The sequence below is a fragment of the Agromyces tardus genome, from assembly GCF_003710805.1.
Taxonomy (GTDB): Bacteria; Actinomycetota; Actinomycetes; order Actinomycetales; family Microbacteriaceae; genus Agromyces; species Agromyces tardus.
In genome coordinates this window covers 64149-90631 of the sequence record NZ_RHHB01000010.1, presented here as the reverse complement: position 1 = coordinate 90631, position 26483 = coordinate 64149, and the positions used below count along the sequence as shown (strand labels likewise).

26 protein-coding genes are annotated in these 26483 nt (G+C 72.1%); 9 read left to right on the top strand and 17 right to left on the bottom strand.

Translation table 11 applies throughout. The features are described 5' to 3' along the window. The first annotated feature begins 156 nt into the window (after positions 1-156). Positions 157-450 carry a GNAT family N-acetyltransferase gene (locus EDM22_RS08135; protein WP_122936563.1) on the top strand — a complete coding sequence of 98 codons (294 nt, stop codon included), beginning with the start codon at positions 157-159 and terminating at the stop codon, positions 448-450. A gap of 60 nt (positions 451-510) precedes the next feature. On the opposite strand, the gene EDM22_RS08130 is transcribed toward EDM22_RS08135, so the two are convergent. Then, a complete protein-coding gene (locus EDM22_RS08130; RefSeq protein ID WP_245989276.1) occupies positions 511-1392 on the bottom strand; it encodes an aggregation-promoting factor C-terminal-like domain-containing protein in 882 nt (293 codons plus the stop codon). 173 nt (positions 1393-1565) lie between these two features. On the opposite strand from EDM22_RS08130, the gene EDM22_RS08125 reads away from it, so the two are divergent. The 3 genes from EDM22_RS08125 (at position 1566) to EDM22_RS08115 (ending at position 3983) form a co-directional block, all read left to right on the top strand. Further along, positions 1566-1976 carry a YchJ family protein gene (locus EDM22_RS08125; protein WP_122936562.1) on the top strand — a complete coding sequence of 137 codons (411 nt, stop codon included), beginning with the start codon at positions 1566-1568 and terminating at the stop codon, positions 1974-1976. A gap of 227 nt (positions 1977-2203) precedes the next feature. Beyond that, complete coding sequence (locus EDM22_RS08120) at positions 2204-2842, top strand: GTP pyrophosphokinase (RefSeq protein WP_376917868.1); 639 nt, start codon at positions 2204-2206, stop codon at positions 2840-2842. 211 nt (positions 2843-3053) lie between these two features. Beyond that, positions 3054-3983 carry an NADP-dependent oxidoreductase gene (locus EDM22_RS08115; protein ID WP_122936560.1) on the top strand — a complete coding sequence of 310 codons (930 nt, stop codon included), beginning with the start codon at positions 3054-3056 and terminating at the stop codon, positions 3981-3983. 28 nt (positions 3984-4011) lie between these two features. Here the strand turns inward: EDM22_RS08115 and ligD are convergent, their stop codons facing one another. From ligD to EDM22_RS08095, 4 genes are all read right to left on the bottom strand, one after another. Next, the gene (gene ligD, locus EDM22_RS08110; RefSeq protein ID WP_122936559.1) at positions 4012-5034 is read right to left on the bottom strand and encodes a non-homologous end-joining DNA ligase; all 1023 of its coding nucleotides are present in this window, start codon (positions 5032-5034) and stop codon (positions 4012-4014) included. Positions 5035-5066: 32 nt separating this feature from the next. After that, positions 5067-5348, bottom strand: coding sequence for a DUF2277 domain-containing protein (locus tag EDM22_RS08105; RefSeq protein WP_122936558.1), 282 nt, complete (start codon positions 5346-5348; stop codon positions 5067-5069). A 9-nt stretch (positions 5349-5357) separates the two neighbouring features. Continuing rightward, positions 5358-6146 carry a DUF2306 domain-containing protein gene (locus EDM22_RS08100; protein ID WP_122936557.1) on the bottom strand — a complete coding sequence of 263 codons (789 nt, stop codon included), beginning with the start codon at positions 6144-6146 and terminating at the stop codon, positions 5358-5360. 65 nt (positions 6147-6211) lie between these two features. Continuing rightward, positions 6212-7174, bottom strand: a complete 963-nt coding sequence (locus EDM22_RS08095; protein WP_170964060.1) for an EamA family transporter — start codon at positions 7172-7174, stop codon at positions 6212-6214. A gap of 72 nt (positions 7175-7246) precedes the next feature. Here EDM22_RS08095 and EDM22_RS08090 point away from each other — a divergent pair, with 72 nt between their 5' ends. Continuing rightward, positions 7247-8251, top strand: coding sequence for a LysR family transcriptional regulator (locus tag EDM22_RS08090; RefSeq protein ID WP_122936567.1), 1005 nt, complete (start codon positions 7247-7249; stop codon positions 8249-8251). Here the strand turns inward: EDM22_RS08090 and EDM22_RS08085 are convergent. After that, entirely contained in the window at positions 8176-8721 is a 546-nt protein-coding gene (locus EDM22_RS08085; RefSeq protein WP_122936555.1) for a nitroreductase/quinone reductase family protein, read from the bottom strand. The genes EDM22_RS08090 and EDM22_RS08085 overlap by 76 nt on opposite strands. Positions 8722-8952: 231 nt before the next feature. On the opposite strand from EDM22_RS08085, the gene EDM22_RS08080 reads away from it, so the two are divergent. Further along, the gene (locus EDM22_RS08080; protein WP_122936554.1) at positions 8953-9162 is read left to right on the top strand and encodes a hypothetical protein; all 210 of its coding nucleotides are present in this window, start codon (positions 8953-8955) and stop codon (positions 9160-9162) included. Positions 9163-9302: 140 nt separating this feature from the next. On the opposite strand, the gene EDM22_RS08075 is transcribed toward EDM22_RS08080, so the two are convergent. The 3 genes from EDM22_RS08075 to EDM22_RS08065 all read right to left on the bottom strand — a co-directional run bounded on the left by EDM22_RS08075 (position 9303) and on the right by EDM22_RS08065 (position 12792). Further along, positions 9303-10355 (bottom strand): YihY/virulence factor BrkB family protein, encoded by a 1053-nt coding sequence (locus EDM22_RS08075; RefSeq protein WP_122936553.1) that lies wholly within the window; start codon positions 10353-10355, stop codon positions 9303-9305. Between the two features lie 80 nt (positions 10356-10435). Further along, a complete protein-coding gene (locus tag EDM22_RS08070; RefSeq protein WP_245989275.1) occupies positions 10436-11791 on the bottom strand; it encodes an AI-2E family transporter in 1356 nt (451 codons plus the stop codon). A 68-nt stretch (positions 11792-11859) separates the two neighbouring features. Next, the gene (locus EDM22_RS08065) at positions 11860-12792 is read right to left on the bottom strand and encodes a DMT family transporter (RefSeq protein ID WP_122936551.1); all 933 of its coding nucleotides are present in this window, start codon (positions 12790-12792) and stop codon (positions 11860-11862) included. A 39-nt stretch (positions 12793-12831) separates the two neighbouring features. Here EDM22_RS08065 and EDM22_RS08060 point away from each other — a divergent pair, with 39 nt between their 5' ends. After that, complete coding sequence (locus EDM22_RS08060; protein WP_122936550.1) at positions 12832-13356, top strand: MarR family winged helix-turn-helix transcriptional regulator; 525 nt, start codon at positions 12832-12834, stop codon at positions 13354-13356. A 21-nt stretch (positions 13357-13377) separates the two neighbouring features. On the opposite strand, the gene EDM22_RS08055 is transcribed toward EDM22_RS08060, so the two are convergent. From EDM22_RS08055 to EDM22_RS08025, 7 genes are all read right to left on the bottom strand, one after another. Then, entirely contained in the window at positions 13378-14184 is an 807-nt protein-coding gene (locus tag EDM22_RS08055; RefSeq protein ID WP_122936549.1) for an aggregation-promoting factor C-terminal-like domain-containing protein, read from the bottom strand. Between the two features lie 394 nt (positions 14185-14578). Continuing rightward, positions 14579-14788, bottom strand: a complete 210-nt coding sequence (locus EDM22_RS08050; protein ID WP_245989274.1) for a hypothetical protein — start codon at positions 14786-14788, stop codon at positions 14579-14581. A 245-nt stretch (positions 14789-15033) separates the two neighbouring features. Beyond that, positions 15034-15456 (bottom strand): nucleoside-diphosphate kinase, encoded by a 423-nt coding sequence (gene ndk / locus EDM22_RS08045; protein ID WP_122936548.1) that lies wholly within the window; start codon positions 15454-15456, stop codon positions 15034-15036. After that, complete coding sequence (locus EDM22_RS08040) at positions 15453-15869, bottom strand: DUF4233 domain-containing protein (RefSeq protein ID WP_122936547.1); 417 nt, start codon at positions 15867-15869, stop codon at positions 15453-15455. Before EDM22_RS08040 ends, ndk begins: the two co-directional genes overlap by 4 nt. Further along, positions 15866-17230 (bottom strand): bifunctional folylpolyglutamate synthase/dihydrofolate synthase, encoded by a 1365-nt coding sequence (locus EDM22_RS08035; protein ID WP_122936546.1) that lies wholly within the window; start codon positions 17228-17230, stop codon positions 15866-15868. Before EDM22_RS08035 ends, EDM22_RS08040 begins: the two co-directional genes overlap by 4 nt. Continuing rightward, positions 17227-20529, bottom strand: a complete 3303-nt coding sequence (gene ileS / locus EDM22_RS08030) for an isoleucine--tRNA ligase (protein ID WP_122936545.1) — start codon at positions 20527-20529, stop codon at positions 17227-17229. Before ileS ends, EDM22_RS08035 begins: the two co-directional genes overlap by 4 nt. A 247-nt stretch (positions 20530-20776) precedes the next feature. Continuing rightward, positions 20777-21196 carry a GntR family transcriptional regulator gene (locus tag EDM22_RS08025; RefSeq protein ID WP_122936544.1) on the bottom strand — a complete coding sequence of 140 codons (420 nt, stop codon included), beginning with the start codon at positions 21194-21196 and terminating at the stop codon, positions 20777-20779. Positions 21197-21272: 76 nt separating this feature from the next. Here EDM22_RS08025 and EDM22_RS08020 point away from each other — a divergent pair, with 76 nt between their 5' ends. After that, complete coding sequence (locus EDM22_RS08020) at positions 21273-22616, top strand: MFS transporter (RefSeq protein WP_245989273.1); 1344 nt, start codon at positions 21273-21275, stop codon at positions 22614-22616. Between the two features lie 42 nt (positions 22617-22658). Here EDM22_RS08020 and EDM22_RS08015 read toward each other — a convergent pair whose 3' ends face one another. Beyond that, positions 22659-23753, bottom strand: coding sequence for a serine hydrolase domain-containing protein (locus EDM22_RS08015; RefSeq protein ID WP_138708047.1), 1095 nt, complete (start codon positions 23751-23753; stop codon positions 22659-22661). Positions 23754-23889: 136 nt separating this feature from the next. Between EDM22_RS08015 and valS the strand changes: the two genes are divergently transcribed. Next, a complete protein-coding gene (gene valS, locus EDM22_RS08010) occupies positions 23890-26472 on the top strand; it encodes a valine--tRNA ligase (RefSeq protein WP_122936541.1) in 2583 nt (860 codons plus the stop codon). Positions 26473-26483: the final 11 nt, after the last annotated feature.

Below are 26483 nucleotides of genomic sequence, written 5' to 3'. Positions count from 1 at the left end.
CAGCGCCGCCGCCGCGGCCAGGACCTCGTGGCGCCGCGCGACGACCTCGAGCGGCTGCGCGGTCGCTGACGGCCGGGTCGACGGATGCCGCCGCGGCGCGCCGCGCGGCCGCCTCGCCGTCGCCGATCCGCCGCGGGCCGGGCGTAGCCTGAGACGGTGAAGTCCGAGCTCAGCCACGAATCCGATGCCCGCCGCTACGTGCTCCGCGTCGACGGGGCGATCGCGAGCGTCGTCGACTACCGCGTGCTGGGCGACGCGATCGCGCTCACGCGCACGTTCACGAACCCGCCGTACCGCGGGCACGGACTCGCGAGCGAGATCGTGAAGTTCGCCGTCGACGACATCGAGGCGACGACGAAGTTCCACATCGTGCCGAGCTGCTGGTACGTCGAGGAGTGGTTCGACCGTCACCCCGACCGCGCCGCCCTGCTCGACCCGCGGGTGGCCTGAGCCGCCGCCGGACGCGCCGGCGAGCGGCCGGACGCGCCGGCGCCTCGGCGGGGCGCCTGCCTAGTACCAGTTCACGGACTGCGAGTGACCCCACGCACTGCAGGGCGTGCCGTACGCGCTCGCGATGTACCCGAGGCCCCACGCGACCTGCGTGGCGGCGTTCGTCGCCCAGTCGGAGCCGGCGGTCGCCATCTTGTCGCCGGGCAACGCCTGCGGGATGCCGGTCGCGCCGCTCGACGAGTTCACGGCGAGGTAGTTCCAGCCGGACTCCTTGGTCCAGAGCTGGTCGAGGCACTGGAACTGGTCGTCGCCCCAGCCGTAGTTGGACGCGGCGAGGTCGCGCGCAGTGGCGCGAGCACCGTCCGGGGTGTTCGCGCGAGCCTGCGCGGCGGCGCGCTCGGCCTCGGCGCGGTCGTGCGCCTCCGCGGCCTCCATGGCCTTCGCCGTCTCGGCGCGGGTCTGCTGGGTGAGCTCCACGACCGTGTCGATGGGCAGGGTCTTGTAGTCGCCGAGCGAGGCCACCGAGGCGGCGAGGGCACCGGCGTCGACCTTCGTCTCGACCTGGGCGAGGGTGTCGCTCGCGAGGGTGAGCGTGTCCTCCGCCTGCGCGCGGGTCTTCGCCTCGGCGATCGACGCGTAGGCGCCGAGCTGGTCGTGGCGGAGCCCGGTCGCCTCGGTGAGCGCGGCCGTCTGCGCGATTCGGTCCTGCGACGCGAGCGCGGACTGCAGGGTGAAGCCCGTGCCCGCGACGACGCCGACGGCGAGCACGGCGGCGCCTGCCGCGAGTCGGCGTCGGCCGATGCGGCGCAGGCGCTCCGTGCGGCGGGTGGCCCGGCCCGCGTCGGGGGCCCGCGTGGCGGCGCCGGCGGTGCCGGCGGTGCTGGTGGTGCTGGTCTCGGTGGCGGTGTCGATGGCGTGCGTGAGTGATTCGTCGTTTCGCATGAAGTGAGTGGGCTCGGTTCCGTTGGTCGGGAGGCCCTCCGAGCGAGGGCGGGGGAAACGCGCGAGACCTGCCCGCGCGCGAAGTCCCCCACTCTGCCCTGCAATTCTGAACAGTTCCTCAGTTTTCGCTGGGCGGTTCATGACCGCGTGGCCGGATGAGCGAGACTGGGCGGATGCCGCAACAGCACGATCCGTTCCCCGTCATCGCCGCAGCCGACCGGTGTCCGTGCGGCACGGGCCTCGGCTTCGGCGAGTGCTGCGGGCGCTTCCTCTCGGGGGGTGCGACGGCACCCACGGCCCAGCAGCTCATGCGCTCCCGGTACACGGCGTTCATCGTGGGCGACGTCGCCTACCTGCTTGCCACGTGGCATCCGTCGACCCGCCCTGCGCACCTCGAGCTCGACCCCGGCATCGCGTGGCGGTCGCTCGAGATCGTGCGCAGCGAGCGAGGCGGCCCACTCGATCGCGAGGGCACCGTGGAGTTCGCGGCCCGCTACCGCGCCGACGGCGAGCGCGGGGTGCTGCACGAGACCAGCCGGTTCGTGCGGGACGACCGCTGGCGCTACGTGGCCGCGATCGGGTGAACCCGCTGCGAGCCACGGACCTCTCACGCCGCCGTGCCCCGCCGCATCGCCCGCTCACGCGCGATCCACTGCGGAGTCAAAGGGAACGCAGAGGTGGCGCCCGTACCGTGGATGGCGTGACCCCGCTCGACGGAACCCCGCCCACCCGGCACACGACCTGCCCCTCGATGCTGACCGACCGGGCGCAGCGCACCCTCGACACCATCGACGGCCAGACGCTCGACGAGATGCGGGCACTCCGCGACGAGACCGAACGGTTCCTGCTGCGCTACAAGTTCGGCATGGACGAGGTCATCACGAAGCTCTCCATCCTGCGCGAGGAGTTCAACCAGGCGCACGACTACAACCCGATCGAGCACATCTCGAGCCGGCTGAAGAGCCTCGACAGCGTCGTCGACAAGATGCGGCGCAAGGGCGTGGAGCCGTCGTTCGAGGCGATCCGCGAGACCATCACCGACATCGCGGGCGTGCGGGTGACGTGCAGCTTCGTGTCGGACGCGTACCGGATCGCCGAGCTCCTCACGGCGCAGCGCGACATCCGCGTCATCCGCACGAAGGACTACATCGCTGAGCCGAAGGAGAACGGCTACCAGAGCCTGCACCTGATCGTGGAGGTGCCGGTGTTCCTCTCCACGGGCGCGCACCCCGTCTGCGTCGAGGTGCAGATCCGCACGATCGCGATGGACTTCTGGGCGAGCCTCGAGCACAAGATCTACTACAAGTACGACCGTCACGTGCCCGACGAACTGCTCGAGGGGCTCACGGATGCCGCGCGAACGGCCGCCGAGCTCGACGCGCGCATGGAGCGGCTGCACCGCGAGGTGCACGGTGCCCCGGCCCACGAGCGCCGGTCGTCGGAGGTCTGATCCGCGGGACTGTCACTTTTTCGCGCGGTTCTCTTGTGCCCGCCGTCGCGGAGGAGTACGACAGGCCTTAGCCCGACGTCACAGGTCGGCCCGCCGCCTCATCGACACCCCACAGGACTGGATTCCCGGATCGCTCCTCGGAAGCCCCCGCCCGTCGATCTCGGCAGCGAGCCGGCACCGGGCGCGCCCGGCGGAGTCCAGGAGCACAGACATGAAGGCATACGCCATCACCGAGGCGGGCGGCGCGCCCGCAGTCACCGAGATCGAGATCCCCGAGCCCGACGAGGGCGAGGTGCGGGTGCGGGTGTCGGCCGCGACGGTCAACGGATTCGACCTGGCGGTCGCCGCGGGCTTCATGGCCGGCTTCTTCGAGCATCGCTATCCGCTCGTGCTCGGCCGCGACTTCGCGGGCACGGTCGACGCGGTCGGCCCGGGCGTCGCCGACTTCGCCGTGGGCGACCGGGTGTTCGGCGTCGTGTCGAAGCCCCACCTCAAGGAGGGCAGCATCGCGGAGTACACGACGGTGCCGGTCGAGTCGGCGGCCGCCGCCATTCCCGACGGTGTGTCCGACACGACCGCCGCGGCGCTCGGGCACACCGGCACGACCGCCATCGCCTCCCTCGCGCCGCTCGACCTCGACGGAGCCACCATCCTGATCGTCGGTGCGACGGGCGGCGTCGGCGTCCTCGCGACCCAGCTCGCGGTGGCCGGCGGCGCACGGGTGATCGCGACGGGACGCACGGAGGAGGGCCGCGCCCTGCTCGAGGAGTTCGGCGCCGAAGCGGTCGACTACACGATCGGCCTCGACGCCGCCGTGCGTCCGCTCGCTCCGGACGGCGTCGACGCCGCCCTCCACTTCGCGGGCGTGGCGACCGAGATCTCGCCGCTCGTGCGGGACGGGGGCGTCTTCATCTCCCCACTGCTCTACTCGCCCGACATGTTCGGCGATGATCGGCTCCAGTTCGTGCCGATCGCGGCGTACCCGGATCGCGCGACGCTCGAGCGACTCGCGGCGCTCGTCGACGCCGGCGAGCTCACCGTGGTCATCGACCGGGAGTTCGTGCTCGATGACGCGGCGGACGCCGCGGGCGCCTTCGGCCACCACACGATCGGCAAGCTCGTCGTGTCCACCGGCGGCTGAGCCCGACCGAAGACCCGGGTCGTGCGCGTCAGTCAGGCTGGCGCGCACGGCTCGGCTGCACGCGCATGGGCTCCCCCGGCATCTTCGGGAAGTCGGGCGGGAACGGCAACTCGCCGAGCCCGTCGTCGAGGTCGCGCTGCCACCAGTCGAGCAGGGTGGCGAGCCGCCCGGGTGTGCGGTGCATGCCGGCCCACGGATCGCCGCGCTCGGCGAGCCGCGCCGGCACCGTGCGCACGGTGAACGCGGCGGGATCGGCACCCTCGAGCTCCTCCCACTCGAGCGGGCAGGAGACGGCGGCGTTCGGGAGGGCACGGGGGCTGTAGGCGCCCGCCATCGTGCGGTCGCGGTTCGCCTGGTTGTAGTCGATGAAGATGCGGTCGCCGCGCTCCTCCTTCCACCAGGCGGTGGTGAGCTGTTGCGGCATCCGTCGTTCGAGCTCGCGAGCGAGCGCGATGACGGCGTGCCGCACGTCGAGGAACTCATGCTCGGGCTCGATGGGCGCGAACACGTGGATGCCGCGATTGCCCGAGGTCTTCACGAACCCCGTGAGGCCGACCTCGGCGAGCAGGGCGCGCAGGGCGAGCGCCGCGGGCACCGCCTCGGCGAACCCGGTGCCGGGCTGCGGATCGAGGTCGATGCGCAGCTGGTCGGGATTGTCGGGGTCCCCGGCGCGCGACGCCCACGGGTGGAAGACGATCGTGTTCATCTGCGCGGCCCACACGGCGCCGGCCGGCTCGTCGAGCACGAGCTGCGGATGCCGCCGGCCGCTCGGGTACGTGACCGTCACGTCGCGCACCCACGCCGGCGCACCCTTCGGCGGGTTCTTGGAGAAGAACTGCTCGCCGTCGACGCCGCCCGGGAACCGCTGGAGCGACACCGGCCGGTCGCCGTTGGCCTCGATGAACGGGTCGCCCACGGCCACGAGGTACTCGGCGAGCTCGAGCTTCGTGATGCCGAGCTCGGGCCAGAGCACACGCGACGGACTGGAGATGCGCACCTCCCGATCGCCGCTCGGGCCCGGAACCGAGATCGTCGCCGCGTCGCCTGCCATGTCGCTGCCCCCTTCTGGCCCGACGGAGCGCGTCAGGCGCTCGCCGCCGTCGCGTAGCGCTCGGCGGAGCGGGCGCGGGCCTTGGCCGCCTCGACCTCGCGGTCCTTCGGCGGCGCATGCGTGACGAGGTGGTCGAGCAGGTGCTGCGTCGCGTGCGCGATCTCGGCGACGGCCTCGTCGAACGCCGCCTGGTTGGCCTTGGAGGGCTTGGTGGCGCCGCTCACCTTGCGCACGTACTGCAGCGCCGCGGCATGGACCTCATCGCTCGTGGCAGCCGGTTCGAAGTTGTGGAGGGTGTGGATGTTCCTGCACATGGGGCGAGCCTAGACCCGGCCCCCGACAGGCGTCGAGGGCCGGTCCGGGGCCGTCGCGATGCGGAAGGACGGGAGCCCACGGCGTCGGATGAGCCACTCGACGACCACGAGGTTCGGGAGCCACGCGAGGAACGGCACGACCGCGTAGGCGTTCGCGAACGCGGTGCCGGCGTCGATGCCGCCCTCTGGCAGCACCTGCACGGCGATGAGCACCCCGAGCCAGAGGCGCAGCGTCACCGCCGCGTAGGTGAGCGCGAAGTTGCGCATCATCCAAGCGCGATGGCCCGCGACATCCGCTCGACGGATCGCCCGGTACGCCCGCCCCGCGGTGACGAGCCACAGCACCGCGAGCGTGCCGAAGCCGAAGAACCCGGCGAGGCCCGCCTCGCTCACCGGCGCGAGCACGAGCCCCGACAGCCCGCCGACGGCAACCGCGGCGAGGTAGGTGCGACCGATGACGCGGTGCACCCCGCGGTGGCGGTCGCGGAGGCCGCGCCAGAACTGGAACGGGCCCACGACGAGCGCCAGGCCACCCGCCACGATGTGGGCGTAGAGCGCCGCCTGCACGGCCGGCGGACGGCCGTCGTAGTTGCCGGCGACGCCCGTTCCCGCGTCGGCGAGCTCCGCGAGTGAGGCGGTGAGGTACGGGACGGCGGCGAATCCGCCGATCGCGAGCGAGGAGAGGACGATCCACGTCCATCCGGCACGCGTCGCCGCGAGCGGGGCCCGTGGGGTCGTGGTCCTGGTCGTGGGGGCGTCGGGGTCGTCGTGCCGCGGCTGACGGGATGCGGAGGTCATGCGCGTCACGCTAGGGACACGCGCGATCGGCCGATATCCGGCCAGCCCCCTGATCGGATGCGGGGTCAGCGCCCTGTTCCGGCGGCTGCGAGGGCGCTCGGGGGCTCCACGACCGCGGCCACCTTCCGCCGCCGGCGCAGCTGCCCGACCGCGACGCCGCCCACGAGCACGACCGCGCCGACCGCCTCGATGGCGCTGGGGACCTGACCGAGCAGCAGTGCGGCCGCGACGAGGCCGACGGGTGGCGCGAGCAGCGCGAACGGGGCGACCATGCCCGCAGGGTACCGGCCGAGCAGCATGTTCCAGATGGAGTAGCCCACGAGCGACGCGAACCCGGCCGTGTAACCGACGCTCACGAGCGTCTGCCACCCCATCGAGGCGAACGCCTCGCCGACGACGGCAGGACCGTCGAGGAGGAGGCTGAGGGCGAGCATCGGAATCGGCACGACGAGCGCCGACCACACCACGACCCCGAAGCCGTTGGCGCCCGCCGCGGAGCGGGAGACGACGTTGCCGATCCCCCAGCTGAGGCCCGCGCCGACGCACACGAGCAGTGGAACCACGGCGGCGAGCGCGGCAGTGCCGCCGTCGCCGCCGGCACCCCGGAGCGCCCCCTCGCCGTCGAGCCGGCCGAACGCCACGATGCCGAGGCCGACGACCCCGAGGGCCGCCCCGATCACCTGCAGCCGCGTCGGCCGCTCCCGCAGCACGAGGGCGGCGATCACGAGCGTGAAGATCATCTGGCACTGGAGCACCACGGCGGCGAGCCCGGCGGGCAGGCCGAGGTGCATGGCGGTGAAGAGCAGGCCGAACTGCCCCGCGCTCATGAACAGCCCGATGCCGGCGATCACGCGCCACGGCACGTCGGGCCGGCGCACGAAGAAGACGAGGGGCACGGCGACGACGGCGAACCGCAGGGCCACGAGCACGAGCGGCGGCGTGTCACGAAGGCCGAGGTCGATCGCGACGAAGTTGACGCCCCAGATGGTGGCGACGAGCACGGCGAGGACGAGGTGTCTGGGGGTCACGTGCCCACTGTCGCAGGATCGTGGATGCAGCACCAGTTCCGAATCGTTCACCTGATCGCGTACGTTTGCTTCATGATGGATCTGCAGGGATTGCGGGCGCTCGTCGCCGTCGCGCGCACCGGCTCCGTCGTGGGCGCGGCCGACCAGCTCGGCTACACTCCCTCGGCGGTGTCGCAGCAGGTCAAGAAGCTCGAACGCGACCTCGACGCCCCGCTGCTCGAACGACGTGGCCGAGGCGTTCTGCTCACCGAGCGCGGGCGGGCCCTCGCCGCCGAGGGCGACGACGTGCTCGAGCGTCTCGAGCGACTCGAACACCTCGGCTCCGACGACGAGGGTCCGCCGGCGCCCCTGCGGATCGCGTCGTTCTCGACCGCGACGCGCGGGCTCCTCGGCCCCGTGCTCCGCGAGCTCCGCACGCCCGACGGCTCCGCGCTCGCCAGCGTGACGAGCGTCGATCCGTTCGAGGCCATGGAGCTCGTCGCGACCGGCGCCGTCGACCTCGCCGTCGTGCACAACTGGAACTCCGTGCCGCTCATCGCGCCCGCCCATGTCGTGACCGAGCACGTCTGCTGGGACGAGGCCGACGTCGTGCTGCCCGCCGACCACCCGCTCGCGGGCGACGACGAGCTCGAGCGGTCCGCACTGGTCGGCGAATCCTGGGCGAGCACGCCGCGCGGCGCGATCTGCCACGAAGCGCTCCTGCGCATCTTCGCCGACCTCGACGCGCTCCCCCGCATCGTCGCCGAGGACACCGACTTCGCGTCGCTCGTCGAGCTCGCGCGCCATGGCGTGGCGATCTCGCTCCTCCCGCGGCTCGGCCGTTCGCCGCTGCCCGACGGCGTCGTCGCCCGGCCACTGTCCGACCACAGCCAGGTGCGGGAGGTGCGGGTCGCGTATCGCCGCTCGATGGCGCAGAGCCCCGGCATCCGTCGCGCCGTGCGCCTGTTGGCCGCCGCCGGTGCCGCCGTCGGGCCGGAGGAGCCCGAGGCGACGCGCGCGCGTCAGTGGCCGGCCGGCCCGCCTGCGACGACGGAGCCGGCGGAGCCGCCTGCGCCCACGGGCTCCGCGACCGGCTGAAGCACGAACAGGCGCACGACGCGGCCCGACTCCCGTTCGTACGCGCGGTATCCCGGCCACTGCGCCTCGATGCGCGCCCAGGCCGCGTCGCGTTCGTCGTCGGGCACGCGCATCGCCCGCACCCGCATCGTGCGCCCCCGCACGGTGATGCTCGCGTCGGGGTGCGCCATGAGGTTGTAGGTCCAGCCCGGATGCCGCTCCCGCGCGAAGCTCGTTCCGGCGACGATCGCGCGGCCCCGACCGTCGGGCGTGTACATGAGGGCCGTGTCCCGCGGCTGGCCCGTCCGCGCGCCGGTCGAGTGCAGCACGAGCGACGGCACGAGCAGGGAGGCGAGCTGCACCCGTCCGCCGGTGATCGCGCCGAGCGCCGACTCGACGGCCGGCAGCGTGCGCGGCGCGAGCCATCGGAAGGCGCGCGTGCGGGTGAGGGGCGACACGAGGGAGCGCACGAGCTGCTGCACGACGGGCATGCGTCCAGTCTGCTCCGGGGCGGATGCCGCCGCGCCGAGGCGCGCGCCCGTCGAGCCGATGCCGCGACCGACGGACGCACGCGATCCCGGACGCCCGTGATCCCGTCGCGTGTGATCGCCGGCGCGGCATCCGTCAACCCCCTGTCACTGCACGGCCCCGCTGCCTAGCGTGAACGACGACCGCCGCACCCCGCGGAGCACGGCCGCAGGAAGCACGGAAGGGCGTATCGCATGACCGAGGAGATGCAACCGCACGAGCCCGTCGAGGGCGAGTACACCGACGCCGAACTACCCCTCGACGCCGAGGTCCCCAAGGGCTCCGCCGACGCGTGGGTGGACGACGACGACGATCTCGACGAGGACGACGTCATCGTCGAGGAGGTCGAGGTCGAGGAGATCGACTACGTCGACCCCGACCACACCCGGGGCACGCCGATCTGACGTGTGCGGTCGGGCGCTCCCAAGGCCCGACCAGCCGGAGACGGCCGGCCGCGACCCGATCCCAGACGGGGCGCGGCCGGCTTCCACATGCCGCCACCGAGCCCCGCGTCGGCGACGCGCGGCTCGGTGCGCTCGAATCCTCAGCGCCCGTCGGTGTGCTGCACCCCGGGGAGCGCGTCCCGTGCCGCGGCGACCTCGGCCGCGGCATCCGCTGCCCTGCGCTGGGCACGCTTCAGTCGCCGCAACGCCATCGAGGTGGCGCCGTAGCGGGCCGCGACCCGGTCGTGCTCCTCGTCGTCGCCCGTGATGATGTAGGCGCCGGCGATGAGCACGACCTGGCTGGAGAGGTTGAGCCAGATGAGCAGGGCGATCAGGGATCCGAACGATGCGAGCAACGGGTTGTTGCTTGCGCCGCCCACGAAGAGCCCCGACAGCACCTGCAGCACCGTGAGCCCCAGTGCGCCGAGCAGGGCGCCCGGCCACAGCGACCGGGCGCTCGGCCGGATCCCCGCGAGGATGCGGAACAGTCCGGCGATCACGAGCGTGTCGATCACGAACGTGACGACGATCGAGAGCGTGCGGGAGCCGCCCTCGAGGATGGCGTTGCCCGACGGGACGGCGAGCCAGCCGAGCAGCGTGCCGAGCGCCCCGGTGCCGAACACCGTCACCGCGGACCCGAGCACGAGCAGGAGTCCGAATCCGATGGCGATCCCGAGGTCGCGCACCATCAGCCAGAGGAAGAACGTGCGATCGTCGGGCACCCCGGCGAGCTGGCGGAAGGCCACGCGCAGCGCCCCGATCGCCCCGATCGCGGCGCCGACGAGTCCGATGAGCGCGAGCGCGCCGGCGATGCTCAGGGTCAGGGGCTGCACGAGGTCGGCGGGATCGATGACCGCGCCGTCGCCGACGAGCCCCGGGATCACGTTGCCGATCGTCGCGACGAGCGCGTCGATCACGTCGGGGTTGCCGGCGAGCCACAGGCTGATGATCGCGAACCCGAGGAACGTGCCCGCGAACACCGAGAACAGGGTGCGGTAGGTCACGCTGTCGGCGAGCATCGCCCCGTGCTGCTCCTGGTACAGCAGGAACGCGCGCACGGGCTTGGTGCTCATGGCCCACTCGACGGCCCGTTTCACCCGTACCCGGATGCCGCGACTCGGCCGCGCCTCCGCGGCATCCGATTGCTCGCTCATGCCGTCAGGCTATCGAGCGGCCACGGCGGGCGCAGGAGCTTGACAGCGGCCCGGCGGCCGGCCTCACCCGGGAGACGGGATCACTTCGCCGGTGGGTTCGGGGTGCGACCGGTCGTGGCGGCCGGCGACTCGGTCGCCGACGTCGCCGACGAGGTGATGGCCGTCGACGGCTCGGCGGATGGCGCGGAACCGACACGCCGACGCGCCGTGCGCGCCGCCTTCGACTCCGCTCGTGCGGCCTTCGAGTCGGCACGCACGGCCGCCGACATCTCGGCGGCGACCTCCCGTGTGCCGACGAGGTCGCCAGTCGCCGGTCGCCACAGGCGCAGCCGAGGATCGGCATCGAGGAGGACCGTGCGCACGAGGAGCGTGAGGGGGACCGCGAGGATCGCGCCGATCGGCCCGAGCACGACGGCCCAGAACAGCACGGAGACGAAGGTGATGGTCTGGCTCAGTGCGACGGCGTTCCCGACCACGCGCGGCTGCACGATCGACTGCACGACCGCGTTCACGAGGCCGTAGACCACGATGACGGCGATCGCCGTGGGCCACCCGCCCACGAGGAACCCGAACACGATCGGCGGGATGATCGCGATGAAGTAGCCGATGTTGGGGATGAAGCTGCAGAGGAACGAGAGGAGGCCCCAGAGCAGCGCGCCCGGCACCTGCAGGATGAGCAACGCGATCCAGTTGAGGAGGCCCTGCACGATGCCGAGTCCCGTGGTCACGACCATGTAGCGGCGCACGCCGAACGTGAAGCGCACGAGGGCGGCCACGAGGTCGGGCCGGCGCGGCTCCATCTGGCGCATGATCGCCGGCGCGTACGTCGCATCCATGACCATGAGCATGAGCACCGTGAAGAGCACGACGAGCGACCCGACGATGCCGGCGATCCCCCCGAGGAGCTGGGTCGCGAAGTCGATCAGGTTCGACGGCTGGAGCCCCGACACGATCGTGTCGACCTGCTGAGTGCCGATGCCGAGGCTCTCGAGGCTCTTCGAGAGGTCGGTGACGGCGGCCTGGATCTGGGGCGCGAACTGCGGAAGCAGTGTCGCGAACTGCGCGACCGAGATCACCAGCAGTGCGACGAACCCGCCGATGAGCGCGAACACGGCGAGGATCGCGATCACGGTCGCGGCACCGCGCTTCACGCCGATCCCCACCATCCAGATCCGCAGCGGGTGGACGCAGATGGTGAGCACGAGGGCGAGGAAGACCGGCGCGACAACCCCGCGCAGCGCGGCGATGCCGAACACGATGACGACCGCTCCCGCGAATCCGAGCAGGATCACCGCCGCCCGTGGCAGTGCGGGCGGCGGCGCCGCCGTCTCGGGCACCTCGACGTCTGCGATCGCAGGTGTCGCAGGGGCGGCTTCCTTCTTCTTCCGGTTCCACCAGCGACGCGCCATCAGTCCCCCGATCACCGCGGGAGCCACGTGCTCCGCCGTCCGGCCTGAGCCGCACCGTAGCACCGCACGTGTCGCGGGCTCTAGGTCCTTCGGTCCTATGGGACGGATGTCGCCGCCACGGCCGTCGGGGCCCGTTCGGCCACGACCCGGCCGCCGGCCGTGGTGCGACGGCCGAACGCGCGCGCCACGAGCGGCTGGCCGAGCAGGATCCCGGCGAGCACGAGCACGAGGCCCACGAGCTGGGCCGGGCCGAGGACCTCTCCAGCGACGAGGGTGCCGAGCAGCACGCCCGTGACCGGGTTGAGGAGCCCGACGAGGCCGACCGTGCCCGCGGGCAGGTGCGCGAGACCGGTGAACCAGGCCGCGAAGGCCAGCGCCGTGGCGAACACGCTCACGTAGGCGAACCCGAGCAGCGCGGGCACGTCGAGCGGCGGCGGGGCGCCCTCGACGAGGAGGGCGGCGGGCAGGAGCAGGAGACCGCCTGCGAGGAACTGCCAGGCGGTGACCGCCCGCACGTCGGTGCCGTCGCGCCAGCGCTTCGCGAGGATGAAACCGAGGGAGGAGAGCACCATCGCGGCCACGGAGGCGGCGATGCCCGTCCAGTCCACCGAGGAGGTGTCGGTCGCGAGCAGGAGCACGACCCCCGCGATGCCGACCCCGGCGCCCACGAGCGGCAGGACCCGGAGCCGCTCCCCCGCGAGCATCCACGCGAACAGCATCATGACGACGGGCGACGTGGCCATGACCGTCGAGGCGAGGCTCGTGGGGAGCAGCTGGGCCGCGAGGTAGACGAGCGCGAAGAACACGCTCACGTTGAGCACGCCGAGCACGAGCGATCGCCACCACCACGGGCCGCGCGGCATCCGGGGCCGGATCGCGAGCAGCACGAGGCCGGCGGGCAGCGCGCGCAACGCCGCGCCCCACAGCGGCGAGTCGGCCGGCAGGTACTCGCGCGTGACGAAGTACGTGCTGCCCCATGCGATGGGCGCGATGGCGGTCACGAGCACCCAGCGCCAAGTAGTTTCCATGGAAGCCATTATAGCTTCCGAGGAAGATAGAATGCCACCATGACGACGATCCCGGATGCCGCGCCCGACCGCGTCGCCCGCATCATGGCCGAATGGCGGCGCGAGCGCCCCGACCTCGACGTGTCACCGCAGGGCGTGATCGGACGCCTGCACCGCCTCGCGAACGCGCTCACCGGCGAACTCGTCGCCGTCTACGGCCGCTTCGGCCTCTCGGAGGGCGAGTTCGACGTGCTCGCGACCCTGCGGCGCGTCGGCGCTCCGTTCGAGCGCACGCCGAGCGACCTCGCGGAATCGACCATGGTCACCAGCGGCGCCATGACCAAGCGGATCGACCGGCTCGAGCAACGCGGCCTCGTGACGCGCCGCTCGAGCGCCACCGATGGGCGCGGGCGCGTCATCGCACTCACCCCCGCAGGGCGCACGCTCATCGACGAGTGCATGACCGCTCACATCGCGAACGAGCATCGGCTGCTCGGCGCCATCGCGAGCGGCGATGCCGCCGAGCTCGAGCGCGTGCTCACCCGGTGGCTGTCGGCGTTCGAGTCGCCGAGCGCCACCGGGTGAGCGCCGCCGGTGATCGGCCGATCAGTACCAGCCGGCCGACTCGGAGTGCGACCAGGCGCCGCAGGGGTTGCCGTAGCGTCCCGCGATGTAGCCGAGTCCCCACTTGATCTGCGTCGCCGCGTTCGTGGCCCAGTCGGCGCCGGCCGTGGCCATCTTGTCGCCGGGCAGGGCCTGCGGGATGCCGTACGCGCCCGACGGGTTCTGGGCGTACACGTTCCAGCCGGACTCGCGGTTCCAGAGGTCGACGAGGCAGCCGAACTGGTCGTCGCCCCAGCCGTACATGGAGGACATGAGGTCGCGGGCCGTCGCCTGCGCCTCGGTCGGGTTCGCCGGGCCGGACGGGTAGGACGGGCTCGCCGACTCCTCGGCGGCAGCGGCGGCAGCGGCGGCCGCCTCTGCGGCGGCCTTCTCCGCGGCGGCCTTGGCGGCCGCGGCCTTCTCGGCCTCGGCCTTGTCGTGCGCGGCGATCGCGGCCTTCACGTCGGCCTGCTCGGCCGCCGTCTGGTCGACGAGCTCGAACACGCGCTCCGGCGCGAGCAGCTTGTAGTCGCCGAGTGCGGCGACCGTGGCGGCGAGCTCGCCGGGGTCGGCCTTGCCCGCGGCCGCCGAGATGGTGTCCTCGGCGACGGCGAGCGTGTCCTCGGCCTGCTTGACGGCGTGGGCCTCGAGGATGCCCGCGTGGGTGCCGAGTTGCTCGACGTCGAGGTTGGCGGCTTCGCTCAGGGCCGCCGTGGCGGCGATGCGCTCGTTCTGCGCGGCGACGGCCGACTGGAGGACGAAGCCGGAGCCGACGAGCGCGCCGACCGCGACGACCGCACCGGCCGCCATGAACTTCGCGCGATTGCCGGCGTGGAGCCGGCGAGCACGGGGGCGGAACGCGGACCCGGAGGGGGTCTCCGTCTCGCCGGGCTGAGCATGCTTGGGGGAGCTTGAAATCTGGTTACGCATAGACCTTCACGGCGGGCCGCGCTGCTGTGGGTGCGCGGTCGCGGTATCTCTCGTCTCGGGTGCAGGGGGGTGTCGCCTGGGCGAAGCCCCCACTCTGCACACCCTTCCTCCACGAGTCCTCCCCTTTGCCTGTGAAAGTCGTCAAAGCTGTTGACGGATGCTCACGATTGCGAGATAGGGATCCTCGTTTATTGAAATCCCTGATCAGCGCGATTTCAGCGCCGGCTGAGCCGGTTTCCGCCGTGAATCGGCGGCGAAATCCCCGCAAGATTCCTCAACTTCTCTTTCCCGAGAAGTCGGGATATCCCTGCCATTCGCCCGGTCCGTGCGATCGGACGAAGGCGAGATGCACCCGCTCGCAGGCGCCCCGCAGGGTGCTCCCCCAGCCCAGCAGCCGCCCGTCGAACTCGGCGCGATAGCGCACCTCGCCGTCGACTCGCACGATCGTCACGGTGCCGTACTCGCGCCCCAGCGAGTCCACCATTCGCCATCGCCCGGGCTCGGGTTCGACCGCGGCGAGGATCGGATGCCACGTGGCCAGTGCTGCTCCCTCCAGAGCGCCCCGGCCGGCGTGCTCCCATCGTACGTCGGGCGTCGGCGGACGCAGCGACCCCGTTCGTCGCAGACCCGCCACGTCGCACGGCGCACCCGCCCGGACGCGACGAGGCGCCGACCGTCTCTCCGCGGCCGGCGCCTCACCCCACCCCAGCGGGCGGGAGCAGATCCGTCTCAGCCGAACCAGAGCGAGAGCTCGCGCTCGGCCGACTCGACGGAGTCCGAGCCGTGCACGAGGTTCTGCTGCACCCGGAGCCCCCAGTCGCGGCCGAAGTCGCCCCGGATGGTGCCGGGCGCAGCCGTCGTGGGATCGGTCGTGCCGGCGAGGACCCGGAAGCCCTCGATGACGCGGTTGCCGGCGACGCGCATGGCGACGACGGGTCCGGACTCCATGAACTCGACGAGCGGCTCGTAGAAGGGCTTGCCCTCGTGCTCGGCGTAGTGCTTGGCGAGCAGCTCGCGGTCGGCCTGCAGGAGGCGGATGTCGACGAGCGAGTAGCCCTTCGCCTCGATGCGGCGCAGGATCTCGCCCGTCAGGTTGCGTGCGACGCCGTCGGGCTTCACGAGCACGAGGGTCTCTTCGATGGAGGTGGTCATGCGTCTTCCTTTCCTGGGTCGGCAGCAGCCGCCCGTTCGCGGTCGATGCGCGCCCCGACGATCATGCAGTAGGCCCACATGCCGCCGAAGACCGCGCCGACGACGTACATCGCCGGGTTGAGGAGGCCCGAGACGAGGATGAGCACCTGCAGCGCCCAGCCCAGCACGTAGGCCCAGTCGTAGCGCAGGAGCGCGAGGGTCGCCAGCATCCCCAGGATCAGGATGCCGCCGCCGACGAGCGGCGCCCAGTCGGGCAGCCCGAATGGACCGCTGCCCCCACGCGACAGGCCCCAGATCACGAGCGCCGCGAGGAACACCACGATCGTCTCGAAGCCGAGCACGATGGACGCGAGGCTCCGGCGCACGGATCGGGGGCCGGGTGCGGGCGCGGCAGCGGGCGCCTCGGCGCTCATCGGCCGCTCCAGCCGCGGTCCTCGGCGATCGCCATCGCGTCGCCCACGAGGGTGATCGAGCCGGTCACGACGACGCCGCGCTTCGGCGCGTCGGCCGCCCAGGCGCGCGCCTCGTCGAGCGCGTCGTCGAGCCGTTCGACGACGCGCACCCGGTCGGGTCCGACGACACGGGCGACGGATGCCGCGAGCTCCGCGGCCGGCAGCGCGCGATCCGACGACGACTGCGTCACGAGGAAGGTCGCGCCGGTGGGCTCGAGCGCCCGGACGATGCCGGCGACGTCCTTGTCGGCGAGGGCGCCGAAGACGAGCACGAGCTCGTCGAAGTCGAAGTACTCCTCGAGCGCCGCGACGAGCGAGGCGGCCCCGTGCGGGTTGTGCGCCGCGTCGACGAGCACCGTCGGATCGGTGCCGATCGGCTGCAGGCGCCCGGGCGAGCTCGCCTGCGCGAGCCCCTCCTGCAGCACCTCGTCGGCGAGACGCACGGCTCCGCCGCCGAGGAACGACTCGACGGCCGCGATCGCCACCGCGGCGTTCTCGGCCTGGTGACGCCCGAAGAGCGGGAGCGCGAGGTCGCGGTACTCCCCCGCGATGCCGCGCACCGAGATGAGCTGGCCGCCGACGGCGACGCGCGAGTCGAGCACCGCGAACCCGCCGCCCTCGACCTCGAGGGTCGCCTCGTTGCGCTGCGCGGCGTCGGTGAGCACCGTGAGCGCCACGGGTTCCTGGAACGCGGTCACGACGGATGCCGCGGGCTTGATGATGCCCGACTTGGTGCGCGCGATCTGCTCCACCGTCGACCCGAGCCGGTTCTCGTGGTCGAGCGCGATGGGCGTGAAGACGGCGACCTGCCCGTCGGCGACGTTCGTGGAGTCCCATTCGCCGCCCATGCCGACCTCGAGCACCACGACGTCGACGGGCGCATCGGCGAACGCCGCGAAGGCGAGCACCGTGAGCGCCTCGAAGAAGGTGAGCGGGGCCGCGCCGCGCTGCTCGAGCTCGCGGTCGACGAGGTCGAGGAACGGCGCGACCTCGTCCCAGATGCGGGCGACCGCCTCGTCGGCGATGGGCTCGCCGTCGATGCGGATGCGCTCGGTGAAGCGCACGAGGTGCGGGCTCGTGAGCAGGCCGGTGCGCAGGCCCCCCGCGCGGAGGATGCTCTCGATCATGCGGCTCGTCGACGTCTTGCCGTTGGTGCCCGTGATGTGGATGACGGGGGCGGCCCGATGCGGGTCGCCGAGCAGTTCGACCGCACGTCGAGTCGCGTCGAGCCGCGGCTCGGGGTTCGACTCCCCGATCCGGGCGAGCAGTGCCGCGTAGACGGCGTCGGCCGCCTCGGTGTCGTCGTCGTATGCGTCGGTCACGCCTTCTCCACTCCGATCACGAGCTTCGTGCCCCCGGCGAGCGGGAGGATCGATGAGGCGGTCGCGTCGTCGAGCTCGGCGAGGTCGAGCGACGTCGCGAGGGTCTCGCGTGCGATGAGCTCCCGGTGCGCCTCGGCGGCGGCGGCGCCGGCCGCGTCGATCGTGAGCGTGAGGCGGATGCGGTCGCCGACCTCGAGGCCGGACGACTTGCGGGCCTCCTGCACCGCGCGCACGACGTCGCGAGCGCGCCCCTCTGCCTCCAGCTCGGGGGTCGTCGCGACGTCGAGGATCACGAAGCCGCCGTCGCGCAGGAGCCCGAGCGCCGCGTCGCCGTCGCCGGCGCCGCCGGCCTCGAGGACCAGGTCGTATTCGCCCGGCTCGAGCGCGATGCCGCCCGCCACGACGGAGTCGCCGTCGAGCGTCCAGTCGCCCGAGCGCGCGGCCTGGATCGCGGCCTGCACCGTCTTGCCGAGGCGCGGCCCCGCCGCGCGGGCGTTGACCGACAGCCGCTTCGTGACGCCGTAGGCGGCGGCGCTCGACTCGTCGAGCGTCACGAGGTCGACGGCCTTGACGTTGAGCTCGTCGCGCAGGATCGCCTCGAACGGCGCGAGCGCCGCGGCATCCGCCGTCACGACCGTGAGCCGCGCGAGCGGCAGCCGCACGCGACGGCCCGCCTGCTTGCGCAGCGCGAGGACCGCCCCGGTGACCTCGCGCACGCCGTCCATCGCCGCGACGAGCTCGGGGTCGGCGGGGAACTCGGCCGCGTCGGGCCATTCCTCGAGGTGCACGCTGCGACCGCCCGTGAGCCCGCGCCAGACCTGCTCGGTGACGAGCGGCAGGAGCGGCGCGGCGAGTCGCGTGAGGGTCTCGAGCACCGTGAAGAGGGTGTCGAACGCCTCCGAGCCGCTGCCGTCGTCGGCGACGCCCGCCCAGAACCGGTCGCGCGATCGTCGCACGTACCAGTTGGTGAGCACGTCGCCGAAGTCGCGCAGCTTCTGCGCCGCGAGCGGCGAGTCGAAGTCCTCGAGGTCGGCCGTGACGGCGGTGACGAGGTCGCGGAGCTTCGCGAGCAGGTACCGGTCGAGCACGTCGTGCGAGTCGGTGCGCCGGGATGCCGCGTAGCCGCCCTCGCGCGCCGTGTTGGCGTAGAGCGAGAAGAAGTACCACGTGCTCCAGAGCGGCAGCATGAGCTGGCGCACGCCCTCGCGGATGGCCTCCTCGGTGACGACGAGGTTGCCGCCGCGCAGCACCGAGCTCGACATGAGGAACCAGCGCATGGCGTCCGAGCCGTCGCGGTCGAACACCTCCGAGACGTCGGGGTAGTTGCGCAGCGACTTCGACATCTTCTGGCCGTCGCTGCCGAGCACGATGCCGTGGCTCACGACGTTCGAGAAGGCGCGACGGTCGAACAGCGCCGTCGAGAGCACGTGCATGACGTAGAACCAGCCGCGCGTCTGCCCGATGTACTCCACGATGAAGTCCGCCGGGTTGTGGCTGTCGAACCACTCCTGGTTCTCGAAGGGATAGTGCACCTGCGCGAACGGCATCGAACCCGAGTCGAACCACACGTCGAAGACGTCGGGGATGCGGCGCATCGTCGACCGACCCGTCGGGTCGTCGGGATTCGGGCGCGTGAGGTCGTCGATGTACGGCCGGTGCAGGTCGGGCTCGCCCGCCGAGTTCAGCGGCAGCCGGCCGAAGTCGCGTTCGAGCTCCTCGAGCGAACCGTAGACGTCGACGCGGGGGTACTCGGGGTCGTCGCTCTTCCACACCGGGATCGGCGAGCCCCAGTACCGGTTGCGGCTGATCGACCAGTCGCGAGCACCCGCGACCCACTTGCCGAACTGGCCGTCCTTCACGTTCTCGGGCACCCAGTTGATGTCCTGGTTCAGCTCCCCCATGCGGTCGCGGAACTCGGGCACGCGGATGAACCAGCTCGACACGGCCTTGTAGATGAGCGGGTTGCGGCAGCGCCAGCAGTGCGGGTAGGAGTGCTCGTAGCTCGCCTGGCGGAGCAGGCGCCCCTCGGCCTTGAGGAGCTGGGTGAGCGGCTTGTTCGCGTCGCTCCACAGCAGCCCCGCGACATCCGTGACGACCGGGAGGAACCGCCCGCCGTCGTCGAGGGAGAGGATGACCGGGATGCCGGCCGCCTCGCTCACCTTCTGGTCCTCCTCGCCGTAGGCGGGGGCCTGGTGCACGATGCCCGTTCCGTCGTCGGTGGTGACGTAGTCGGCCACGAGGATCTGCCACGCGTTGTGCAGCCCGTGGTGTTCGACATCGGCGTAGTAGTCGAACAGGCGGTCGTAGGTGACGCCCTCGAGCTCGGCGCCGCGCACGGTGCGGGAGACCGCGGCACGCGCCTCGTCGGCGGAGTCGTAGCCGAGGTCCTTCGCGTAGTTGCCCACGAGCTCGGTGGCGAGGAGGTACTCGCCCCCGAGCACCTCCGTGTCGGATGCGCCCGCGCGCTCGCGCAGCACGGTCGCGTCGGGCGTGCCGTTCGGGCCCGCCGGAACCACCGCGTACTCGATGTCGGGGCCGACGGCGAGCGCGAAGTTCGTCGGCAGCGTCCACGGTGTGGTCGTCCACGCGAGCGCGCGCACGGCCGTGAGCCCGAGCGACTCGGCCTTCGCGCCCGTGAGCGGGAACGTGACCGTGACGGTCTGGTCCTGGCGCATCTTGTAGACGTCGTCGTCCATGCGCAGCTCGTGGTTCGACAGCGGCGTCTGGTCGCGCCAGCAGTAGGGCAGCACGCGGTAGCCCTCGTAGGCGAGGTCCTTCTCGTGCAGGGTCTTGAAGGCCCAGATCACCGACTCCATGAAGGTGATGTCGAGCGTCTTGTAGTCGTGCTCGAAGTCGACCCAGCGCGCCTGCCGGGTGACGTACTCCTCCCACTCCTTCGTGTAGCGGAGCACCGAGTCGCGCGCGGCCTGGTTGAACGCCGCGATGCCCATCTCCTCGATCTGGCTCTTGTCGGTGATGCCGAGCTGCCGCTCGGCCTCGAGCTCGGCGGGCAGCCCGTGCGTGTCCCAGCCGAAGCGGCGGTGCACCTGGTGCCCGCGCATCGTCTGGAAGCGGGGGAAGACGTCCTTGGCGTAGCCGGTGAGGAGGTGCCCGTAGTGCGGGAGGCCGTTGGCGAAGGGCGGTCCGTCGTAGAAGACCCACTCGGGGGCGCCCTCGCGCTGGTCGATCGACGCCTGGAACGTGCCGTCGGCCTTCCAGAACGCGAGCACGCCGCGTTCGATGGCCGGGAAGTCGGGAGAGGGGGCGACGCCGTGGTCGTCGGGGGTGCGCGGGTACACGCTCGCTCCTTGCGGGACGGATGCCTTCGCGAGGACGCCGGCCGCTCGTCGAGCCCCGCCGCGGTACCACCTCGCTTGCCCCGGGAGACCCGGAGCCGCTCTTCCAACGGCTGTGACGGGCCTGCCCCGTTCGGTTCTACTGGGCCCGCCGGGGTCGAGTGCCGGCGCAGCCGGTGTGTCGAGACCCGAAGGACCGTTCTTCCGAAGACTCCCCGGTGATGGCCGGATCGACGCCTGTGCCTCCAGACTACCGGGTCGGCGCCGCGCGCCGCACGCCGGGAGTCGAACCGGAGCCGGAACCGGGACCGCTCGGCGACCAGCGGTACGCCTCGCTGATGAGCTCGAGGAGCGCCGCCTCGGGGAGGTCGTGCGCCGTCGCCTCGTCGACGAGGTCGTGGATCGCCCCGGCGAGCGCGCCGTGCCCCCCGATGCGCACGGCGACGACCGCACCCCGCCCCCGATGCAGCTCGATGAGCTGCTCGTCGCGCAGTTGCCGGTAGGCCCGCAGCACGGTGTGCATGTTCACCCCGACGGATGCCGCGAGCTCGCGCGCCGCCGGGAGCCGCTCGCCGCCCGCGAGCCGCCCGTCGACGATCGACGCCCGGATGCTCGAGGTGAGCTGCTCGTGCAGCGGCGTCGGGCGGGTCGGGTCGATGCGGATGAGCACACTTCAGCCTATTGTTCTATTTCTAGTAGAACAAGTTGCTTGTCGGGTCGCTCAGCGGGTGTCAGGATGGTCCCTCGTGACCAGCACAGCCTCCGCCCCTTCCCCCACCGACTCCGCGATCCCCACCCGACGGGTCGCCTGGGCGTCGATGGTGGGCACGTCGCTCGAATCGTTCGACTTCTACGTCTTCGCGTACTTCTCCGCGTACTTCATCGGCCCCCTCTTCTTCGACCCGCTCGGCGAGTTCGGCGGCACCCTCGCCGCGTTCGCCACGATCGGCGTCGCGTTCGTCGTGCGTCCGCTCGGCGCCGCGATCTTCGGACACCTCGGCGACCGGCTCGGACGCCGCGCGACCCTCCTGTGGACCGTCGGCATCATGGGCGTCGCGACCGGCCTGATCGGCCTGCTGCCCACCTACGCGCAGGCCGGATGGCTCGGCGCCGTGCTGCTGGTGCTGCTGCGCGTGGCGCAGGGACTCTCGCTCGGCGGCGAGTGGGGCGGCTCCATCCTGCTCGCGACCGAGCACTCCGGACCGGTGAAGCGCGCGTTCTACGCGGCGGTGCCGCAGCTCGGCTCCCCCGTCGGCTCGATCCTCTCCGCGGTCGTGTTCATCGTCATGACGCTCGCCCTCCCCGCCGAGGAGCTCGCCGCATGGGGCTGGCGCATCCCGTTCCTGCTGGCGATCCCGCTCCTTGCGGTCTCGCTCTACCTCCGCCTCGCGATCGACGAGACGCCCGTCTTCAAGGCCGTGGTCGCGGAGCATCGTCGCGACCGGGTGCCCTTCGCGACGATGTTCGCGAAGCAGCCGCTCGCCCTCCTCGTCGCCTTCGGCGCGGCGCTGCTCGGCATCGGCTCGTACTCGCTCATGAACACGTACACGATCAACTACGGCATCGGCACGCTCGGGTTCAGCTTCCAGGACCTGCTCGTCGCGACCACGATCGGCGGCCTGCTGCAGCTCGTCACGATCCCGCTGTTCGGCGCGTGGGCGAGCCGCATCGGCTCGGCGAAGGTCGTCGCGTGGGGCGCGCTCGGCACGCTGCTCATCACCTTCCCGATGTACTGGTTGCTGCAGTTCGCGAGCTTCCCCGTGCTCGTGGGCACGATGATCGTCGGCGGCATCCTGCCGACCATGTCGTGGGCGGCGCTCGGCGGCCTCATGAACGACCTCTTCGTCGACCACTACCGCTACTCGGCGCTCTCGGTCGCGTACGCGGTCGCGGCCGCCGTGAGCGGGTTCATCCCCTTCGTCACGGTCATCCTCGGCGAGGCCACGGGCTACGTCTGGTGGCACCCGGGCGTCGTGCTCGCCTTCCTCTCGATCGCGACGCTCGTCTCCGCGGTCGCCGCGGCGCGCATGCGTCACGCACCCGAGGTCGGAGAGCCCGAGCAGGCAGACGTGGTGCGGGCGGACGCCTAGGGCGGACGCTGCGGACGCTGCGGACGCTGCGGCGCCGGTCGCTCAGAGCGTGTCGAGGAACGCGAAGAGCTGCGGCGTGATCCCGTCGATCCGCTCGGCGCGGTTCACGAGGGCGATCACCGCCGTGCCGTCCTCGCGGTCGATCTGCAGCACGCTGGTGAACCCGAACGTCAGGCCGTCGTGCCCCGTCAGCGTGCGGTGCTGCATGGGGCGGTTCTCCATGGGCCGGATCTGCCACAAGTAGCCGAGCTGCTCGCGACGGTTGTTGCCGACCGCGCCCGTCGGATCGAGCGCGGCGCTGTCGGAGAACGGCCCGTCGATCACGGCCTGGGCGAGCGCGACGAGGTCGCCGAGTGTCGCGTGCACGCCGAGCGACGGAGCCCATGCCTCTCCGACGAACGGCTCCGCCGGGTGGCGGGCGCCGGTGAGGCCGCCGACGTACGAGTCCGAGAGCTCGTCGAAGTTCGCCGGCACCGTGGCATCCGACATGCCGGCGGGCTCGAGCACGCGCTGCTCGAGCAGCTCGGCGTAGCCGGTGCCCGCCGCCGCGGCGAGCGCGTGGCCGAGCAGGGCGACGCCGATGTCGCTGAAGAGGTACGGCTGCCCGGGTGTCACGGGCAGTTCGCGCGCCTCGGCCAGGAGCTCGTCGAGCGTCTCGGTGAAGGGCTCCACGCCAGGCACGACCGGCGGGTGGCTCGGCAGGCCCGAGTGGTGGGTGGCGAGCTGCATCAGGGTGACGGATGCCGCGGGCGACGCGCCGAGGTCGAGGTACCTCCCGAGCTCGTCGTCGAGTCCCACCTCGCCGCGGCGCACGGCCTCGGCCAGCAGCAGGCCCGTCAGCGCCTTCGTGATCGAGCCGATCTCGAAGACGGATGCCGCATCCGCCCCGTCGTACGCCGCCTGGGACTCGTCGGCCGTCACGAGCGCGACGGCCCCGCGGTCGCCGGGCTCGGTGAGCTTCGCCCGCAGCGGCCGCACCAGCTCGGCCGTGCTGACGACCGGCAGCTGCGACTGGCTGCAGCCGGCCATCGCGGACACCGCGAGCGACACGCCCAGCAGGACGACCACGAGACGACGACGCCGGGGGCCGCCTCGACGGAGTCCCAGCGCTCCCGAGCGCCCAGCGCCGACGGGCACGGCGTCAGGTTAGGACGCGCCGCAACCCGGCACAACCCCCGATTCTCCCGACGCGGGCCCGGCCGGTAGGCTTGATCGTCACACATTCAGGCACCTCACCACGGACACGGTGCCGTCGATATCGAACCGGAGCATCATGACCGACACCGCGCGCATTCCCGACAAGCCCGCTCTCGAAGGCCTCGAATCCGTCTGGGGCGACGCGTGGGAGCGCGACGGCGTCTACCGGTTCGATCGCAGCTCCGCCACGCGCGAGCGCATCTACTCGATCGACACCCCGCCGCCGACCGCCTCCGGCTCCCTGCACATCGGCCACGTGTTCTCGTTCACCCACACCGACCTCGTCGCGCGCTACCAGCGCATGCGGGGCAGGAGCGTCTTCTACCCCATGGGCTGGGACGACAACGGCCTGCCGACCGAACGACGGGTCCAGAACTACTACGGCGTGCGCTGCGATCCGTCGCTGCCCTACGATCCCGCCTTCACCCCGCCGTTCGCGGGCGGCGACGGCAAGAGCACCAAGGCCGCAGACCAGGTGCCGATCAGCCGGCGCAACTTCATCGAGCTGTGCGAGCGACTCACGGTGGAGGACGAGCAGCAGTTCGAGGAGCTCTTCCGCCAGCTCGGCCTCTCGGTCGACTGGACCCAGACCTACCGCACCATCGCCGACGAGGCGCTGTTCACCTCGCAGCTCGCGTTCCTGCGCAACGTCGAGCGCGGCGAGGCGTACCAGGCGCTCGCGCCCACGCTGTGGGACGTGACGTTCCGCACCGCCGTCGCCCAGGCCGAGCTCGAGGACCGCGAGCAGCCGGGCCACTACCACCGGGTCGGGTTCCACCGTCCCGACGGGGGCACCGTCGAGATCGAGACGAGCCGCCCCGAGCTCATCCCCGCCTGCGTGGCGCTCGTGGCGCACCCCGACGACGAGCGCTACCAGCCGCTCTTCGGCACGACGGTCACCACGCCCGTGTTCGGCGTCGAGGTGCCGGTCGTCGCCCACCACCTCGCCCAGAAGGACAAGGGCACGGGCATCGCCATGATCTGCACCTTCGGCGACGTCACCGATGTCGTGTGGTGGCGCGAGCTCGACCTGCCGAATCGCGCGATCATCGGCTTCGACGGCCGCATCGTCGCCGAGGCGCCCGACGCGATCACGACCGAGGCCGGCCGGGCGGCGTTCGCCGAGCTCGCCGGCAAGACGGCGTACTCGGCCAAGCAGGCCGTCGTCGAGCAGCTCCGCGCCTCCGGCGACCTCGTCGGCGAGCCCAAGGCGATCACGCACCCCGTGAAGTTCTTCGAGAAGGGCGACCGCCCGCTCGAGATCGTGTCGACGCGACAGTGGTACATCGTGAACGGCGCGCGCGACGCCGACCTCAAGGAGCGCCTGCTCGGGCGCGGCCGCGAGATCGGGTGGCACCCCGACTTCATGCGGGTGCGCTACGAGAACTGGGTCGGCGGCCTCTCGGGCGACTGGCTCATCTCGCGCCAGCGCTTCTTCGGCGTGCCGATCCCGGTGTGGTACCCGCTCGACGGCGACGGCAACCCCGTCTTCGACGAGCCCATCGTCGCGACGCGCGAGATGCTCCCGGTCGATCCCTCGTCCACCGCGGCGCCCGGCTACGACGAGGCGCAGCGCGGCGAGCCCGGCGGCTTCATCGGCGAGCACGACGTCATGGACACCTGGGCGACGTCGTCGCTCACGCCGCAGCTCGCGGCCGGCTGGGAGCGCGACCCCGAGCTCTTCGACCTCGTGTTCCCGTACTCGCTGCGTCCGCAGGGCCAGGACATCATCCGCACGTGGCTGTTCTCGACCACGCTGCGCGCGGAGCTCGAGCACGGGGTCACCCCGTGGGCGAACGCCGCGATCTCGGGCTTCATCGTCGATCCCGACCGCAAGAAGATGTCGAAGTCGAAGGGCAACGTGGTCACCCCGGCGGGGCTCCTCGCGCAGCACGGGTCCGACGCGGTGCGCTACTGGGCGGCATCCTCGCGCCTCGGCACCGACGCGGCGTTCGACCCGCAGAACCCGACCCAGGTGAAGATCGGCCGTCGCCTCGCGATCAAGGTGCTCAACGCCGCGAAGTTCATCCTCGGCTTCGAGGGCCGAGCGGATGCCGCGGTCACGGTGCCCGTCGATCGCAGCATGCTCGCCCAGCTCGCCGTGGTCGTCGAGCAGGCGACGCGCGCCTTCGAGTCGTACGACCACGCGCGGGCGCTCGAGGTCGCCGAGACCTTCTTCTGGACGTTCTGCGACGACTACCTCGAGCTCGTGAAGGAGCGCGCGTACGGCGAGCCGAGCCCCGAGCAGGCGTCGGCCGTCGCCGCGCTGAAGACCGCGCTGAGCGTGCTGCTGCGCCTGTTCGCGCCGGTGATCCCGTTCGCGACCGAGGAGGCGTGGCGCTGGTCGAACGACGGGTCCGTGCACCTCGCGACGTGGCCGACCGTCGACGAGCTCGCGGCGCGCCACGAGACGGGCGTCGAGCTCCTCGAGCTCGCGAGCCTCGCGCTCACCGGCATCCGTCGCGCCAAGACCGACGCGAAGGCCTCGCAGCGCACGCCCGTCGCGAGCGCGACGATCGCGGCGCCCGCCGCGACGATCGCGCTGCTCGAGACCGCGGCGCACGACCTGCGCGCCGTGGGCCGCATCGCCGAACTCGGCTTCACCGAGGCCGACGACTTCGCGGTTCGCGACGTCGTGCTCGAGGTCGCACCGGCCTAGCCGGAGCGGGG

Excerpts from the sequence above, each read along its gene's own strand:
- EDM22_RS08130 (WP_245989276.1), bottom strand. The coding sequence starts at position 1,392 with ATGCGAAACGACGAATCACTCACGCACGCCATCGACACCGCCACCGAG.
- EDM22_RS08125 (WP_122936562.1), top strand. The coding sequence starts at position 1,566 with ATGCCGCAACAGCACGATCCGTTCCCCGTCATCGCCGCAGCCGACCGG.
- EDM22_RS08120 (WP_376917868.1), top strand. The coding sequence starts at position 2,204 with ATGCGGGCACTCCGCGACGAGACCGAACGGTTCCTGCTGCGCTACAAG.
- EDM22_RS08115 (WP_122936560.1), top strand. The coding sequence starts at position 3,054 with ATGAAGGCATACGCCATCACCGAGGCGGGCGGCGCGCCCGCAGTCACC.
- ligD (WP_122936559.1), bottom strand. The coding sequence starts at position 5,034 with ATGGCAGGCGACGCGGCGACGATCTCGGTTCCGGGCCCGAGCGGCGAT.
- EDM22_RS08105 (WP_122936558.1), bottom strand. The coding sequence starts at position 5,348 with ATGTGCAGGAACATCCACACCCTCCACAACTTCGAACCGGCTGCCACG.
- EDM22_RS08100 (WP_122936557.1), bottom strand. The coding sequence starts at position 6,146 with ATGACCTCCGCATCCCGTCAGCCGCGGCACGACGACCCCGACGCCCCC.
- EDM22_RS08090 (WP_122936567.1), top strand. The coding sequence starts at position 7,247 with ATGATGGATCTGCAGGGATTGCGGGCGCTCGTCGCCGTCGCGCGCACC.
- EDM22_RS08085 (WP_122936555.1), bottom strand. The coding sequence starts at position 8,721 with ATGCCCGTCGTGCAGCAGCTCGTGCGCTCCCTCGTGTCGCCCCTCACC.
- EDM22_RS08080 (WP_122936554.1), top strand. The coding sequence starts at position 8,953 with ATGACCGAGGAGATGCAACCGCACGAGCCCGTCGAGGGCGAGTACACC.
- EDM22_RS08075 (WP_122936553.1), bottom strand. The coding sequence starts at position 10,355 with ATGAGCGAGCAATCGGATGCCGCGGAGGCGCGGCCGAGTCGCGGCATC.
- EDM22_RS08065 (WP_122936551.1), bottom strand. The coding sequence starts at position 12,792 with ATGGAAACTACTTGGCGCTGGGTGCTCGTGACCGCCATCGCGCCCATC.
- EDM22_RS08060 (WP_122936550.1), top strand. The coding sequence starts at position 12,832 with ATGACGACGATCCCGGATGCCGCGCCCGACCGCGTCGCCCGCATCATG.
- EDM22_RS08055 (WP_122936549.1), bottom strand. The coding sequence starts at position 14,184 with ATGGCGGCCGGTGCGGTCGTCGCGGTCGGCGCGCTCGTCGGCTCCGGC.
- EDM22_RS08050 (WP_245989274.1), bottom strand. The coding sequence starts at position 14,788 with ATGGTGGACTCGCTGGGGCGCGAGTACGGCACCGTGACGATCGTGCGA.
- ndk (WP_122936548.1), bottom strand. The coding sequence starts at position 15,456 with ATGACCACCTCCATCGAAGAGACCCTCGTGCTCGTGAAGCCCGACGGC.
- EDM22_RS08040 (WP_122936547.1), bottom strand. The coding sequence starts at position 15,869 with ATGAGCGCCGAGGCGCCCGCTGCCGCGCCCGCACCCGGCCCCCGATCC.
- valS (WP_122936541.1), top strand. The coding sequence starts at position 23,890 with ATGACCGACACCGCGCGCATTCCCGACAAGCCCGCTCTCGAAGGCCTC.